At 69.4% G+C, this 14,989-nt stretch carries 14 protein-coding genes and 1 tRNA gene; 8 read left to right on the top strand and 7 right to left on the bottom strand.

Annotated elements, in window-relative coordinates; all coding sequences use genetic code 11:
• Nucleotides 1-37: 37 nt before the first annotated feature.
• Together ACRX5W_RS01660 and ACRX5W_RS01655 are read right to left on the bottom strand one after the other, a co-directional pair.
• Nucleotides 38-937, bottom strand: a complete 900-nt coding sequence (locus ACRX5W_RS01660; RefSeq protein WP_436786064.1) for an RDD family protein — start codon at nucleotides 935-937, stop codon at nucleotides 38-40.
• Nucleotides 938-1,054: 117 nt separating this feature from the next.
• A complete protein-coding gene (locus tag ACRX5W_RS01655; RefSeq protein ID WP_436786063.1) occupies nucleotides 1,055-2,173 on the bottom strand; it encodes a S1C family serine protease in 1,119 nt (372 codons plus the stop codon).
• Nucleotides 2,174-2,354: 181 nt separating this feature from the next.
• Here ACRX5W_RS01655 and ACRX5W_RS01650 point away from each other — a divergent pair, with 181 nt between their 5' ends.
• On the top strand, nucleotides 2,355-2,801 hold the full coding sequence (locus ACRX5W_RS01650) for a nuclear transport factor 2 family protein (RefSeq protein ID WP_436786062.1): 447 nt from the start codon (nucleotides 2,355-2,357) through the stop codon (nucleotides 2,799-2,801).
• 60 nt (nucleotides 2,802-2,861) lie between these two features.
• On the opposite strand, the gene ACRX5W_RS01645 is transcribed toward ACRX5W_RS01650, so the two are convergent.
• The 3 genes from ACRX5W_RS01645 to ACRX5W_RS01635 form a co-directional block, all read right to left on the bottom strand.
• Nucleotides 2,862-3,986: a CapA family protein gene (locus ACRX5W_RS01645; RefSeq protein ID WP_436786061.1), complete on the bottom strand. Its 1,125-nt coding sequence runs from the start codon at nucleotides 3,984-3,986 to the stop codon at nucleotides 2,862-2,864.
• 217 nt (nucleotides 3,987-4,203) lie between these two features.
• On the bottom strand, nucleotides 4,204-4,743 hold the full coding sequence (locus tag ACRX5W_RS01640) for a hypothetical protein (protein WP_436786060.1): 540 nt from the start codon (nucleotides 4,741-4,743) through the stop codon (nucleotides 4,204-4,206).
• A 126-nt stretch (nucleotides 4,744-4,869) separates the two neighbouring features.
• Nucleotides 4,870-6,099, bottom strand: coding sequence for an LLM class flavin-dependent oxidoreductase (locus ACRX5W_RS01635; RefSeq protein ID WP_436786059.1), 1,230 nt, complete (start codon nucleotides 6,097-6,099; stop codon nucleotides 4,870-4,872).
• A gap of 373 nt (nucleotides 6,100-6,472) precedes the next feature.
• On the opposite strand from ACRX5W_RS01635, the gene ACRX5W_RS01630 reads away from it, so the two are divergent.
• Both ACRX5W_RS01630 and ACRX5W_RS01625 read left to right on the top strand, forming a co-directional pair.
• A complete protein-coding gene (locus tag ACRX5W_RS01630) occupies nucleotides 6,473-7,354 on the top strand; it encodes a LysR family transcriptional regulator (RefSeq protein WP_436786748.1) in 882 nt (293 codons plus the stop codon).
• A complete protein-coding gene (locus tag ACRX5W_RS01625; RefSeq protein ID WP_436786058.1) occupies nucleotides 7,351-7,848 on the top strand; it encodes a GNAT family N-acetyltransferase in 498 nt (165 codons plus the stop codon). Before ACRX5W_RS01630 ends, ACRX5W_RS01625 begins: the two co-directional genes overlap by 4 nt.
• Here the strand turns inward: ACRX5W_RS01625 and ACRX5W_RS01620 are convergent, their stop codons facing one another.
• Entirely contained in the window at nucleotides 7,849-7,998 is a 150-nt protein-coding gene (locus tag ACRX5W_RS01620) for a hypothetical protein (RefSeq protein ID WP_436786057.1), read from the bottom strand.
• Between the two features lie 288 nt (nucleotides 7,999-8,286).
• On the opposite strand from ACRX5W_RS01620, the gene ACRX5W_RS01615 reads away from it, so the two are divergent.
• Nucleotides 8,287-8,691 carry a VOC family protein gene (locus ACRX5W_RS01615; RefSeq protein WP_436786056.1) on the top strand — a complete coding sequence of 135 codons (405 nt, stop codon included), beginning with the start codon at nucleotides 8,287-8,289 and terminating at the stop codon, nucleotides 8,689-8,691.
• Between the two features lie 206 nt (nucleotides 8,692-8,897).
• Nucleotides 8,898-9,755 (top strand): SAM-dependent methyltransferase, encoded by an 858-nt coding sequence (locus ACRX5W_RS01610; protein ID WP_436786055.1) that lies wholly within the window; start codon nucleotides 8,898-8,900, stop codon nucleotides 9,753-9,755.
• Nucleotides 9,756-9,899: 144 nt separating this feature from the next.
• Here ACRX5W_RS01610 and ACRX5W_RS01605 read toward each other — a convergent pair.
• A tRNA-Ser gene (locus ACRX5W_RS01605) sits at nucleotides 9,900-9,967 on the bottom strand.
• A 315-nt stretch (nucleotides 9,968-10,282) separates the two neighbouring features.
• Between ACRX5W_RS01605 and ACRX5W_RS01600 the strand changes: the two genes are divergently transcribed.
• From ACRX5W_RS01600 to ACRX5W_RS01590, 3 genes are all read left to right on the top strand, one after another.
• Nucleotides 10,283-10,897, top strand: a complete 615-nt coding sequence (locus tag ACRX5W_RS01600; RefSeq protein WP_436786054.1) for a type IV toxin-antitoxin system AbiEi family antitoxin domain-containing protein — start codon at nucleotides 10,283-10,285, stop codon at nucleotides 10,895-10,897.
• Complete coding sequence (locus ACRX5W_RS01595; RefSeq protein WP_436786053.1) at nucleotides 10,897-11,796, top strand: nucleotidyl transferase AbiEii/AbiGii toxin family protein; 900 nt, start codon at nucleotides 10,897-10,899, stop codon at nucleotides 11,794-11,796. Before ACRX5W_RS01600 ends, ACRX5W_RS01595 begins: the two co-directional genes overlap by 1 nt.
• 309 nt (nucleotides 11,797-12,105) lie before the next feature.
• Complete coding sequence (locus ACRX5W_RS01590) at nucleotides 12,106-14,904, top strand: SNF2-related protein (protein ID WP_436786747.1); 2,799 nt, start codon at nucleotides 12,106-12,108, stop codon at nucleotides 14,902-14,904.
• The last annotated feature ends 85 nt before the right edge of the window (nucleotides 14,905-14,989 follow it).

The raw sequence follows: 14,989 nt of genomic DNA, 5'->3' as shown, positions 1-14,989 counted from the left end.
GTGCCGTCGGCACGCCGCCCGCGCCGCTCGCCACAGGTCAGCCGCGCCGCCTGCGCAGTCGCTCGCGGGCGTTGCGGGCCTGCTCCGACGCCGCGGTGCCGAACCGCGAGACCTGGCCGGGGATCGCCGAGCCCTGGTACGCCTGTCGCGCCGCGCTCCCCGCGCCGCGTCCCAGCTCGGCGGCCCGGGCGAGGGGTTTGACGTTGACGACGACGGTCCCGCCGACGCGGTCGTGCCAGGCGCGGCGGCGCGGGCCGAGTACGGCGAGCGGGTCGAAGAAGCCGATGAGGCTGACGATTCCGCAGACTGTGGCCAACGTCCATTCCCGCAGGATGAGTTCGTACCACATCAGCATGAGCGCGGCCCAGGGGACGAGCACCGCGACGACCGTGCGGCGGCCCGACCGGGCGAGACCGAGGCGGCTGGATCCGCCGCGCTCGGGGACGACCTTCATGCCGAACATGATCTTGCCGAGGGTGCGTCCGAAGAACGCGTGCATCAGCCAGTCGTAAATGGTCGGCAGCAGCAGGTGGGCGAGGATCAGGAGAAGCAGGACCATTTTGGTCGTGTCCCACAACCCGTCGACCGCATCGAGGGGCGCTCGCGCGGTTTTGTCCCCGTCGCCGCGGAGCAGGGCCCAGAACGTCTTCTCGAAGGTGGTGTTCTGAAGGTCGACGGCTTTGCCCTGAAGGTAGTTGTACGCCGCGAACCACAGCGGGATCACCAAGGCGGTGGCCAGCACGTAGTCGACGGTCCGCGCGAGGAGGCGCAGGAATCGCGAGGCGCGGGGGAGTTCGTCAGGGGCGGGTTCCGCCGGCAACGCGCCCGGCGGCGGACCCACCGGGGACATGGGCGGAGGCCGCCAGTCGGGCGGAGGCGGGCCTTGCAGCGGCCACGGGCCCGGTGCTTGCTGCCCGGGCTGCTGAGGGAACGTCATGCACCGGACGGTGCCGGGACGTTGCCCGCACCGTCAAGCTGTCTCATACAGCTTTCTCGCGCCTTTCAAGCGAATTGCGAGTTTTGCTCGTTATAGGGACGGTGGAAACCGTACGGTTCAGGGCAGTTCGCCGAGTGTGACGTCGACTGTCGCCGTACTGCCGTCCGCGCGGACGAGGTCCACCTTGACGACGTCGCCGGGCTTCAGGCCCGCGAGCAGTTCGGACAGTGCGGCCTGCGTCGGGGTCTCGGTGCCGTTGACGGCGGTGATGACGTCGCCGGGTTGCAGCCCCGCCCGGGCGGCGCCGCTGTCGGGTGTCACGGTGACGACGCCGACGCCCTGCGCGCCGCCCTGGCTGCCGACCACCGTCGTCGCGGTGATGCCGAGCGCCGCGCGGTTGGAGTCGGTCACACGGCCGTCCCGGATCATCTGGTCGGCGAGGTTTTTGGCCGTGTTGGACGGGATCGCGAAACCGATGCCGGGCGCGAGGGTGTTGGGGCCGCTTGCCGCGGCGAGTGTCGGGATGCCGACCACGTTGCCGTTCAGGTCGACGAGGGCGCCGCCGCTGTTGCCGGGGTTGATGGCAGCGGTGGTCTGGATCAGATTCGGGATCGTCACGGCCGACGAGCTGTCGGCCGACTCGCTCTGGGTGCGGTTGAGCGCCGACACGATGCCCTGGCTGACACTGCCGGACAGCCCGAGCGGGTTGCCCATCGCCAGGACGATGGTGCCGACGTCCAGGGCCGCGGAGTCGCCGATCGGCGCGGGCCGCAGGTCGGGCGGCGGTGCGTCGAGCCGGATGACCGCGATGTCGTTGGGCGGGTAGGCGGCGACGAGGTGGGCGCGGACGGGTTGCACGCCGGTCGCGAGCGTCACCTCGAACTCGGTGGCGCCACCGACCACATGGGCGTTGGTGATGATGTTGCCCGCGGTGTCGTAGATGATGCCGGAGCCGAGTCCGTCCTCGGTGGTGATCTGCACGACCGACGGCAGGACGTCGGCGACCACTTTGCGGTACGCGTCCTGGAGCTCGTTGTCGGGTCCCGACGGCGCCGCCTGCGCGGTGCCCGGTGACCCCGGGGCGACCGGTGTGGCGCCGGACGCGGTGCGCTGGCCGTCGCCGCCGTCACCCCCGCCGTCGCTGCACGCGCCCACGGACAGCACGAGGACGGCCGCGAGTGATGCGACCGCCCTGCGTCCTCGTACCCACCGCTCGCCTGGTGCCACCGGTGTCACCGCAACTCCCTCGCCGGCCGGACCGGAACCGGCAGGCGGGTGCCCCGTATGCGGTGGGCGAAACCTGCGGCGGGGCCGGGCGCCGTCGCTCTTGTTTATTGCGCCGAACGGGGGTGACATGGCGCGGGCGGCGGGCCGACCCGCGTCCGCCGAAGGGCAACGCGCGCATTCCGGAGGCACGATGCTGTCGCTGCAAGAGATCTCCGACCGCCTGGAGATCCAGGATCTGCTGGTGCGTTACTCGCACGCGGTCGACACCCGGCAGTGGGACCTGCTCGACGACGTGTTCACCACAAACGCCCGCATCGACTATTCGGCGGTGGGCGGTCCGGTCGGCGACGTGGCGGCGACGAAGAAGTTCCTCGCCGACGTCATGCCGACTTTCCCGGCCTTCCAGCACCTCCTGGCCAACTCGTCGGTCACCGTCGACGGCGACACGGCGACCGGCCGCACGATGTGCCACAACCCGATGCTGCTGCCCGGCGACGACGGGCAGCAGAGCCTGATGATGTGCGGCCTGTGGTACGTGGACACGTTCGCGCGCGTCGACGGTGCGTGGCGCATCGCGTCGCGCACCGAGGAGAAGAGCTACATGTACGTGGCGCCCTCGACCCCCGGCATGGGCTGACGGGAGGCCGTCACGCGCTTCGGACGCGCTTGCCGGGCCCGTCGGCGACAAGCCGTTCGGTCACGCCGGCGGCGCGGTCAGCCCCGCGCAGGGGCGCAAACCGTCGCGCCGCTCGGTGATGCGCTCGCCCTCGCCGCCGGTCTGCGGCACCGGGACGCCGCGCTCGTCGACGAACGCGGGGGTGAACTCCTCGCCGACCACGTTGCCGTGGGTGATGGTCAGCGTCGTCACGCCGGTGTCGTTCGAGTCCGGGTACGGAGACGTCCCGTACCAGAGGAAGTTCCCGAAGCCGTAGCCCACGTACGTGTCGCCGAGCATGCCCGCGCCCTGCATGACGTGCGCGTGGGTGCCGACGACGGCGGTCGCGCCCGCGTCCGCGAGTTTCTTCGCGAGGGACTTCTGCTCGGCCGACGGGCACTTCTGCCCCTCGGTGCCCCAGTGCATGTAAACCACGACGACGTCGGCCTCGGCCTTGGCGTCCTTGACCGCCTTGACCAGGCGCGTCGCGGTCAGTGCGGACGCGATGCCGGGCTTGGACGGGCCGGCGGCGTACTTGGCGTTCGTGAGGTCCTGGACCTGGCTGGCGGCCAGGAACGCGACCTTGACGCCGTTCGCCTCCGCGGTCCACGGCCGGAACGCGGAGGCGGTGTCCGGACCGATGCCGACGATCGGAAGCGCGGACGTGCGGGCCGCATCGATCGAGTCCTGGAGGCCGACGGGCCCGTAGTCGACGGCGTGGTTGTTGGCCATGCTGACGACGTCGACGCCCGATTCCGCGAGCCTGTCGAGCGACGACGCGGGGGTGCGGAAGTGGTAAAGCTTTTCCTCGGCCGTGCCCCGCTCGGTGATCGCCGACTCCAGGTTCACCATCGCGAAGTCGGCCTGCGCCAGCGTCTCGTGGACGGGTCCGAGCGCGGTCTCCGCACCGGCGGACAGCCGGGCTTCCGTCCGTTCGGTGAAGTGCACATCGCCGCCGAACGCGATGGTCACGGTCCCACGCGGCCGGGGTTGGGCCGTACTGGGCGGCGCGCCCGTGGGCGGGCCGACCGAAGCGACAGGCGCCACAGGGGAGTTGCCGGGGTCGGAGGCGTCATCGGAGCTGTCGAGCAGCGAACAGCCGGCGGCCAGGGCCAGTGCGGCGCCGCCGGCGATGACCCGGATCCACCGGGCGGAAGGTATGGGCACCGGCACACGCTAGCGTGCGGGGCGCGCGAGACTGGCGGGAATGCGCCCGGGAGGCGCCCGACTGGCACGCGGCGGGCCCCGGCCGGGTGGCCGGGGCCCGCAGTGACGTTCTGGTCCTCCGGGCCCGGCCATGGATCCTACGTCCGGGCGCTCCGAAGGCCTTTCAATCGTAGCAGATCAGAGGCTTCAGCTTGCGAAATGCAAGGGCGACAGGCGGTCAGGAGCGGTTGATCGCCTCGTAGACGCGTTCCGCGAGCTCCGGGTGCATGTCGAGGTAGCCCTCGTCGTCCACTTCGAACGCGCCGGTGCGGAAGCTCTCGACGAAGGTGCGCAGCATGCGGTCCATATCGGGATAGTCCGTCTGGTCGGGTGCTCCGTCGACGTAGCTCCACACCTGCACGATGCCCTCGTGCGCGGTCCACGCCACCGCGTAGAAGTCCCCGGCGGGCGAGACCAGCAGCGGAAGCCAGTGGGTGTCGCCGTCCGCCTCGACCTCGACCGCGTCCCGGAACTCCATGGCCTCGTCGAGGCTGACCAGCACATACCCCGGAATGAACGACGCGTCGTCGACGGTCTGGTCCTCCTCGGCGCGTGTGCCGTCCGCCCAGCCGAACCACGCGATCAGCTCGTCCGGCGCGGCATCGAGCCGGGAGCGCACCGCCTCGGACGGCAGCCCCGGCTCGAACAGGTGGACAACCTTGCGGTCCAACCTGTCCAGCTCGCGCCGTACCCCGTCGAGCCCCTCGGTGATCGCCATACATCTCCTCCTGTACGCGTACGCGCCGTGCGCACCCGCGTACAGGATGTCGTACGACACCGCCGCGCCCGCCGATGCTCGGCGCGTTCGCCGCGCGGCCCGCGCCACCCGGCCGGACGAGTCGGATCAGGCTTGGGGGGACCCGTCGATGCCGAGGATCGCACTCTCCGGAAGAACCGTGTGCCGCAGGTCCGGGTCGACCGGACCGTTGAACGGCGGGTACTTCGGGCCCTGGGCGTTGCGCCGGTAGATCGCGGTGGAGTGCTCGGGGTTCGTGTCGAACTCGGGGATGACCTGCTCGCCGAAGAGCTCGATCATCTCCAGGTTCTCCTCGTGCGACATGCCGTCGTTGATGCCGAACACGAGCTGGTCGGTACCCACTTCGCGGTACGACTCGATCTGCTCGCACACCTCTTCCGGCGTGCCGACGAGCATGAGGCCGGCCTCGATGGCGAAGTCCAGGAATTCGTCGCCGCCCTGCGAGAGGTCGAACGGCGGTTCGGGCCAGGTGATGGCGTCGGCGGACTTCGGCATCGTGTCGTGGTAGAGGTTCACCATCGTGACCAGGTAGCCGCGGCCCTTGGATATGGCGATCTCGCGGGCGCGCCTGCGGTCGCTGAGGCAGATGACCGCGTTCGTCATCATCACGTTGTTGTTCTGGTAGTCGCCGAGGATCTCGACGGGGTTCTCCGCGGCCTCTTTGTACGCCTCGATACGGCCCTTGAGGTTGTAGATCGGCTCGAAGTTGAACGCGATCGCGCCGATGCCCAGCGAGCCGGCCTTGGCGAACGAGCCGGGGTTGCCGCACGCCATCCAGATCGGCGGGTGGGAGTGGCCGTACGGCTTGGGGAGGATGTTGTGCGGGGTGGGCACGGTGAAGTGCTCGCCGTGGAAGGAGTAGTCGTACTGCTCCCACATGCGCACGATCTCGCGCGCGACCTCGTCCCACTCGGCCTTGGTCGAGTTGGTGTCCATGATGTTGAACGACGCGACCTCGTGGCTCCCCGCGCCGCGGCCGGTGCCCCACTCGAAACGGCCCTCGGTGACGTGGTCGAGCATCGCGGCGCGCTCGGCGTAGCGGACCGGGTGCTCCTTGCGGGGCGACAGGCTGTTGATGCCGGTGCACAGGTGGATGCGCTCGGTCTTCGCGGCGACGTAGCCCATGACGACCTCGGGCGCGGACATGTGGCTGTACTCGGTGAGTGCGTGGTGCTCGCCGAACCAGAGGTACTTCCAGTTGTGCTTGTCGGCCTTGATCGCCAGCTCCATCTCGCGCTGGAGCATCAAGTGCTCGGACGCACGATCGTGCGCAGCCGGGCCCGGGATGTAACCGTTCAGGAAGATGCCGAACTCCACGTGGAGCCTCCCTAATCGCCTGTCCGACGAGGTCGTTATTGGCGGCTGCGCCCGTACAGCGGCAATGTACGCGCGGAGGCTTGAGACTAGTTGTGAAAGGTGTCTGACGTCACGTCAGAAACCGTTCTCGGCAGGAGAGTTGATGTTGATCAAGCGGTCGTGACCCCGGTCGCGACGGGAGTTCGGCAAGGGTGGGAAAGGGGGTGGGAGGGGTCGGCACCCTGCGCGGTGTCGACGACGCGCGAGGTTGCCGCCCCGAGGGCCCCGCGAAAAGGGTCCCGCCCAAGCAACACCCAAGTCAATCCTAGGAGTTCCTGGCATTGACCCCAGTGAAAGCTTGGGACAGATTGGCGGCATGACCCGTCGACCCCGTATGACCCTCGACGACCTGCGCAACTTCGTCGCCGCGTGCCGGCACGGCAACCTCAGCACCGTCGCCCGCGAGCTGTCCTGCACGCAATCCGCGGTCAGCCAGCACATCCGGCGGCTTGAGCGGGAGGTCGGACTCGACCTCCTCGAACGGCTGCCGCGCGGCGTCGCGCCCACCGAGGCCGGCCGCATCCTGTACACGGCCGCCGCCGAGGGACTGTCCGGGCTCGACCTGGCGCTGCGCCGACTGCACGACCTGCGCGACGGCCACGGCGGCGCGGTCCGCATCGCAACGGGGGCCACGACCGTGCGCCACTTCATGACCGACGCGATCGTCGAGTTCCGCCGCCGGTATCCGCACACCTCGCTGGAGTTCCAGACCGAGAACTCCAGCCGCACCTGCCTGGCCGCGGTGTCCGCGGGCCACGCCGATCTCGCGTGGGTGACGATCGGCGATCCGGTACGCGGCATCCAACAGCGCCCGGTCGCCGCACTCCGATGGATGCTCGCGGTGCGCCGCGACGACCCGCTCGCCGAACGCGACCGGCTCGACCTCGGCGACCTCGCCGGCATCCACCACATCCGGCTGCCCGAGACCTCCACCTCGCGCGCTCGCCTCGACGCGCACCTCGCCGCCCACGACATCCGCCCGCCGGCCACGACCGGCGTCGCCGACTGGGACACCGCCAAACTGCTCGCCGAACTCGGCCTCGGCCACGCGGTGGTCCCCGACGTACCCGACCCGGCCCGTCCCCCGGACGGCCCCCTGCGCCTGATCCCGATATCGGGGCTGCCGCCGCTCACCGTCGGCTGGGCGGCCCGGCAGTGGCGCGCGCTGGCCCCGGCGGCACGCGAGTTCGCCGACTTCGTAGAGTCGTCGGCATGACCACGTCGCCCGTGCTGACCATCTCCGACGACATCGCCGCCGCTCCGCAACTGCTCTTCGCCTACTACAACGCGACAGCCGCCGAGCTGGGACAGCCGACCTGGGACTCCCCCGACGACCTGCCCGACTATTTCCGCACCGACTACGACGACCCGGGCGCCTACTACGCCGCGCCCGGCGGCTATCTCGTGGCCCGGCTCGACGACCGGCCCGTGGGCGGCGTCGGCTTCCACCCGCTCGGACCGGACATCGAGGTCAAGCGGCTGTACGTGGTTCCCGAAGCACGCGGAGCGCGGGTCGCCCGAGCGCTGATGCACGCGCTGCACCAACGCGCCCATGCCGCCGGGGCGGCACGCTGCGTCCTGGACGTCCTGCCGCAGCGCACCGCCGCGGTCGCGCTGTACGAGAGGCTCGGCTACCGACGGATCCCCCCGTACCGGCCCACCTACGGCGCGGTCGAACTGGACTGCTTCGCCCTCGACCTGGCGCTCTGATCAGCCGGCCCCCGGGTCCTCCAGTGCGGCCAGGCGCTCGAACTGCTCGGTGTTCAGGCTGACTTCAAGCGCCTGCATATTCTCGCGCAGATGGCGACCGACGTGGTCCCCGGAATCGGAACGATGGTCTCCGCGCGGTGCAGCAGCCATGCCGGCGCGGTCTGCTCGGCCTCGCGCAACTGATCCACCGCCACCTCCGACAAACCGATGTGGCGCACCTTGATGCGGAGAGGCTCCGTACCGGCGGCCGGGCACACTCCTCGCCTGTGACCTGGATCACGACAAAATGGCGGCCGTGGGAACGATGAGTTTCCGATGGCGTGCCCGTCTACATCTTTGAATGCAGCACGGCAGCGGGACACGATGGCACCGGCGCACGAAAAGCCACCAAACGTCCCAAAAATCCCGATCCGGTCTCCCGAGCAGAGGAACGCGACCATGGCCAAGATGATCTTCGTCAACCTTCCGGTGAACGACCTCGACAAGTCCAAGGCCTTCTACTCGGCGCTCGGCTTCACGCTGAACGAGCAGTTCAGCGACGAGACCGCGGCCAGCTTCGAGATCAGCGACACGATCGTTGTGATGCTGCTCACCAAGGAGAAGTTCCAGCAGTTCAGCACCAAGCCGACCGCGGACGTGAACTCCGTCACCGGGGCCATCACCGCCCTGAGCGCCGACAGCCGCGAGGAGGCGGACCGCCTCGCCGACATCGCCCTCTCGTCCGGTGGCCGCAAGGCCCAGGACCCCATGGACATGGGGATGATGTACGGCCGCTCTTTCCTCGACCCCGACGGCCACCACTGGGAGCTGGTGTACATGGACCCGGCCGCCTTCGAAGGCTGAGCCCACGCGGATGTGCCCCGGGCCGAACGAATTCGCCGACCCGCCCGGGGCACATCTTCGTTCACCCTGGTGTGCGGCCCTTCACGTGGCTCGAACTACCGTTTGGCCACGGATAATTGTCGTTATCATGTGCGACGAGTGATCCACTGCGAGGCGCCGTCCGTGGCACCGGACCGTCGGCGCGCCTCCGGAGACGGGGGTTGACGATGGCAGGGTCCGCATTCGACCGCACGCCTGAGCAGGACGCCCTCATCGAGGGGTGGACACCGCCCGGGGTCGACGTTTCGCGGGCGCACAGTGCGCGCATGTACGACTACTACCTCGGCGGCAAGACCAATTTCCCCGCCGACCGCGCCGCCGCCGAGAAAGTACTCGCGGCGTTTCCGTCCCTGCGCACCGGCGCGCAGGAGAATCGAGCGTTCCTGCTGCGGCTCGTCCGGCACCTGGCCGGCCTGGGCATCACCCAGTTCCTCGACATCGGCACCGGCATCCCGATCGAAGGCCGCAACACCCACGACGCCGCCCAGGACGTCGCACCCCACTCGCGCGTCGTCTACGTCGACAACGACCCGATCGTGCTCGCCCACGCCCGCGCGCTGCTGACCGGCCATCCGTCGGGCGCCACCGCGTACATCGACGCGGACGTGCACAACCCGGAGTCCATCCTCGACCACCCGGCCCTGGAATCGACGCTCGACCTGAGCCGGCCGGTCGCGGTGCTGCTGCTCGCCGTCCTGCACTTCGTCCCGGACGAGCACAAGCCCACCGAGATCCTGACCCGTCTCACCGACCGCCTGCCGTCCGGCAGCTACCTCGGACTCTCCCACGTCACCGGCGACTTCGACCCGGTGAGCTGGGAGCGCATCGTCGACACCTACCGGCAGTCGGGCATACCCGGCCAGGCCCGGTCACGCGAGGAATTCGCCGCCCTCGTCCCGGCCGGCTGGGAGATCCTCGACCCCGGCGTCGAAATCATCTCCCAGTGGCAGCCCGACAACCCCGACGCGGAACTGCCCGACCCGGCCCTGGTATCCGCATACGGCCTGCTGGCCCGCAAACTCTGAAACACCGCCGCCGGGTCGGCAGTCGCCACGAGGCTCCCGACCCGCGCCGGCGGCGAGATCGCCTCGGAAAAACCCACTCCGCCAACAACAAAGCCCCGCAGTCGACTTCCGTCGACTTCGGGGCTGTCCATACTTCGATCCGAGTGGCCAGGGGCGGGGTCGAACCGCCGACCTTCCGATTTTCAGTCGACCATGATCGCTCCGCCCTGGTCATTTCCTATCTTCCACCGTCCCAGTTTATCCACGTCGCAACCCATTCTCAGACCGCTAGTGCTCCCCCATAAGCCCCTGTTGCATCCCATCCGGGCACACCACGGGCACACCAAGAACCCACTTGCGACTGGAAGCAGGGCGGCAGTATCAACGGCACGCCATGATGGGGACCCGTCCACGCGTTGAGGGGAAGCGGGTGAGGGCATCCCCGGTTCGGGGGCTGCGCTCGGCCAAAACAGCCCCCTGACCTGCGGCGTTCTATCCCGTGTATCAAATCCACCCCATCCAAGGCAGTCAAGGGTAGGATTTGATACATGCCTGCTTCGGAGACGCCGCGGACCGCGTCACTGCTCGGCGGCCTACCGCCCACGTTCACCAGTCGGCGGGGGCGGTCAGCGGGGCTTTCCCCCCGGGATCTCGCCGCCCTGGCCTCGGAAGGACGCATCGAGGAGATCTCGCGCGGTGTCTATCGGCGCGCCGATGCCGCCGAGACCGCCCACCTCGATCTGCTCGCCGTCAGCCTGCGCGCACCGCGCGCCGTCATCTACGGGGAATCCGCCTTGGCCTTGCACGAGCTGATCGACGACATTCCGACGAAGGTCCACATCGCCGTGCCAAGAGGAGCGCATCGCCCCGCCATCGCCTACCCGCCGACCGCTGTCTCGCAACTGGCTCCGGAAACGTTCGACTTGGGTATCGAGGCGTTCGCGGCGGCCCCCGGGGAAACGGTGCGTGTCTACAGCGCCGCCCGCAGTGTTGTGGACGCCATGCGGCACCGCGCGCGAACCGGCGAGACCTTGGCGTTGTCCGCGCTCGGTCGCTACCTGCGCAGCGGAAAGCCTGGGGGCCTGCGCGAACTCCAGGAAATCGCCCGCGCTTTGGGGGCGCTCTCGACCATCCGCCCGGCGGTCGAGGCGGTGCTCGCCTGATGCCTGGACCCACCCGAGACACCACCGCGGGCCGCGTCTACAACGACCTGCGCAACCTGGCCCGCCGTTCAGGCCGGTCCACCGACGAACTCATGGTCGAGTACGTACTCGAACGATTCCTCTTCCGGATGGCCCGGTCCCCGTTGGGCGGTCCGCACTTCGTCCTCAAGGGCGGGCTTCTGCTGGCGCAATTCGGAGCCCGCCGAATGACCAGGGACATCGACATCCTCGGACGCTCCTTCCCCGGTGACGAAGCCGAGATCATCCGCCGTGTCAAAGGCATCTCCGGCACCGAGGTGGACGACGGCGTCGCATTCGACCCCGCCACGCTCAAGAGCGTGCCCATTCGCGAAGACGACGAGTACCACGGGCTGCGGCTGTCGATGACCGCGACGATCGCCCGCGCCCGTCTCAAGCTCCAACTCGACGTCAGCTTCGGGGACCCGGTCACTCCGGAACCACGTGAGATCGTGTATCCCCAGCAGCTGGCCGAGGAAGGCTTCCAGCTCTACGGGTACCCGATCGCCACGGTCATCGCGGAAAAGCTCACGACCGCCGTATCCCTGGGGGACCTCAACACGCGCGACCGCGACTACGCGGACCTCCACCGTCTCATCACCCGGAACACCCTGGACGGCGCCGAATTGACCGACGCGGTCGCCGCCACCGCCGCACACCGGTCGATCCCGCTGAAGTCCTTGTCGGCATCCGTCACCGACCTCGGTCAGCGACGACAAGGCTCCTACACTGCTTGGCGCAGGCGCCAAGGCACCGCAGCGGCCGAGTATCCGGAGCTGTTCACCACAGTCGTGGCCGAAGTCATCGACTTCGCAGACCCACTCCTCACCGGTCATGCCGCGAATCACACGTGGACCCCCGACACCGGCCGGTGGCAGTGACGGCGGTGTCAACCGCTTTCTGGCCGGAGTCGACGTCGACCTCCTCTGCGTTCAAACGATGCGGCCAAAGGCTGCGCGGCCCTGAACTAGGCTGGACGGGCTTCCGCGCGTCTTCGCGGGGCGTGGTCGTCTGTCCTCGTGTATTGAGAGATGTCTGTGGCAACGGTCCACCGAGGTGTCGAAACGGACAATGAGGCGGACACCTCCGACAACGTCCGGCGACCGGAGGCCTTGAGCGCGACGCAGGTCGCCGGGCTCGTCGGCTGTCAGGCGGCGTTCTTGCCGGCCGATCCGCCTCGGGCCGGGCGAATGGCGTTCTGGCGCGCGGACGGTGGTCAGCCGCTGGGGTGCGCGGCGGAGTCGGAGGAGCTGACGGTCGTCCGACCGCATGGGGCCGGGGCGCGTCGCCGGACCGTCCCAGCGGTGGTCGTGCCTGTGGACCGTGCTCTGCCGGTGTTGACCCGCGCGCGCCATGGGGGCGGCAGCGCCGCGTACTGGGGTGCCGCGTCGCTGGTGGCGCTTCAACTCGTCGCACGGGGCCGTCTGCTGCCCGGAGTGTCACCGGACGGCTTCGACGCCTGGCGTGTAGCGCCGCTGGACGGCGAGGACATCCACCGGGTGCGGGAGTTGGCCGGCGCCATGCCGCCGGAAGCCCGTGCCGTTCCCTTGCCGGGCGCCGGTTCGCCGGCTCTCCCGACAGCCGAACCGCTGGTACGCGCATTCCTGGACGCGGTGGCCGACAGCTTGCCACGCACGCCTGCGGCCCCGTACGCGGCCGGTGGTTCCGCGTTCGCCGCCCGCACGCCCCTTCAAATCCCTGAGCAGCGGGGTTGGGCAGCGGGGATCGCCGCCGGCATGGACGCGGGCGTCCGCGTCTCCCTTCGTCTCGAACTGCCCGACGCCGATGGCTACGACGCCGACGACGCGGACTGGCCGGACGACTCCGGGCACACCTTCCGGGCGATCGTCCAGCTGCACAGCCTCGCCGACCCCACCCTCGTGGTGGACGCCGTCGACGTGTGGGCGGAGTCCTCGTCCGTGCCGGACCAGTTCGGGCCCCGCACCCGGATCGACACCTTGCTCGTCCTCCGCCGCGCTCGGCACGTTTGGGCTCCGTTGTCCCGGCTCCTCACCGCGGCGGTCCCGGACGCGGTCGAACTGTCCGACGCGGAAGTCGAGGAGCTGCTCGGCGAAGCCACCGAGCGACTGGCCGCGGCCGGCATTCACGTGCACTGGCCCAAGGAAGTGGTCCGCGAACTCACCGCGACCGGAATCCTGGAACCGCCCGCGCGCAAGAAGACGCAATCCGACGCGAAGTCGCTCCTCTCCTCGGACCAACTCCTCACTTTTCGTTGGCAACTGGCGGTCGGTGGCGAGCCGGTCAGCGAAGCGGAGATGGCCCGCCTTGTCGAGGCCCACCGCCCCCTGGTGCGCCTGCGCGACCAGTGGGTGGTCATCGACCCGCAGCTGATCCGCAAAGTCGAACAGCGCCGGACGCAGCATCTGACCGCCATCGACGCGCTCGGCGCCGCACTTACCGGCACATGGGAAGTGCACGGCGAGTTCGTCCCCGTCGCCGCGAGCGGAGCCCTTGAGGAACTGCGCGCCCGCATCTCGGATCCCGAGGCGGCTCCCGGCCACACGCCGAAAACCCAGCCCGCCGCGCTCGCCGGAGCCCTGCGCGACTACCAACTCCTCGGCGTGAACTGGCTGGACCGGATGACCTCACTCGGTCTCGGCTGCTGCCTGGCCGACGACATGGGCCTCGGCAAGACCATCACTCTGATCTCCCTGCACCTGCGTCGCCAAGAACAGAAGGCGACCACGGCCCCGACCCTCGTGGTCTGCCCCACCTCGCTGCTCGGCAACTGGGAGCGGGAAATCCGCCGCTTCGCCCCGGATACGCCGGTACGGCGCTTCCACGGCCCCGGCCGCACCCTGGACGGACTGGAATCCCACGGCTTCGTCCTCACGACCTACGGCACCCTGCGCCGCGACGCCGCCAATCTCGCCGACGTCGTGTGGGGGCTGCTGGTCGCCGACGAGGCCCAGCACGTCAAGAACCCGTACTCCGCTACGGCGCGTGCGCTGCGGGCCGTGCCGTCGGCCGGACGGGTCGCGCTCACCGGCACCCCGGTCGAGAACAACCTGTCCGAACTGTGGGCGCTGCTCGACTGGACCACGCCCGGCCTCCTCGGCAACCTCACCGCGTTCCGCAACAACTACGCCAAAGCCGTCGAAAGCGCCCAGGACCAGCCCACCGCGGACCGCCTCGCCCGCCTCGTCCGGCCGTTCCTGCTGCGCCGCCGCAAATCCGACCCCGGCATCGCCCCCGAACTCCCGCCCAAGACCGAGACCGACCAACCCGTCGCGCTCACACGTGAACAGGCGTCGCTCTACGAAGCACTGGTACGCGAGTCGCTGGCGAAAATCGCCAGGGCAGACGGCATCACCCGCCGCGGCCTGGTGATGAAGCTGCTCACCGGCCTCAAACAGATCTGCAACCACCCCGCCCAGTACCTCAAGGAATGGGACGACCCCAAGCTCAACGGACGCTCCGGCAAACTCGAACTCCTCACCGAACTCCTGGACACCGTCATCGCCGAGGACGGGTCCGCCCTGGTCTTCACCCAATACGTGGAGATGGCCCGGCTGATCGAACGCCACCTCGCGGACCGCGGCGTGCCCACCCAGTTCCTGCACGGCGGCACCTCGGTCAAGCGGCGCGAGGAAATGGTCGAGCGCTTCCAGAACGGCGAAGCCCCGGTGTTTCTCCTCTCCCTCAAAGCCGCGGGCACCGGACTCAACCTCACCCGGGCCGGACATGTCGTCCACTACGACCGCTGGTGGAACCCCGCCGTGGAAGACCAAGCCACCGACCGGGCCTACCGAATCGGCCAGACCCAGCCGGTACAGGTGCACCGCATGATCGCCGAAGGCACCGTCGAGGACCGGATCGCCCAACTGCTGGGGCAGAAGAAGGACCTCGCCGAAGCCGTACTCGGCTCCGGCGAGGCCGCCTTCACCGAACTGACCGACGCGGACCTGGCCGACCTGGTCACCCTCCGCCGAGACGGCGCGACCACTGGACGCAAGGCGAAACGATGAGCACCACACGCAGAGGCAGCCGCGCTGCCGACGGCCGGCTCCGAACCTTCCCACCGTTCCCACCGAACCAAGGCAGCAGGGGGCC

Origin of the sequence: Yinghuangia sp. YIM S10712, from assembly GCF_051388935.1 — a bacterium.
Taxonomy (GTDB): domain Bacteria; phylum Actinomycetota; class Actinomycetes; order Streptomycetales; family Streptomycetaceae; genus Yinghuangia.
This window is presented reverse-complemented; position numbering and strand designations above follow the sequence as displayed.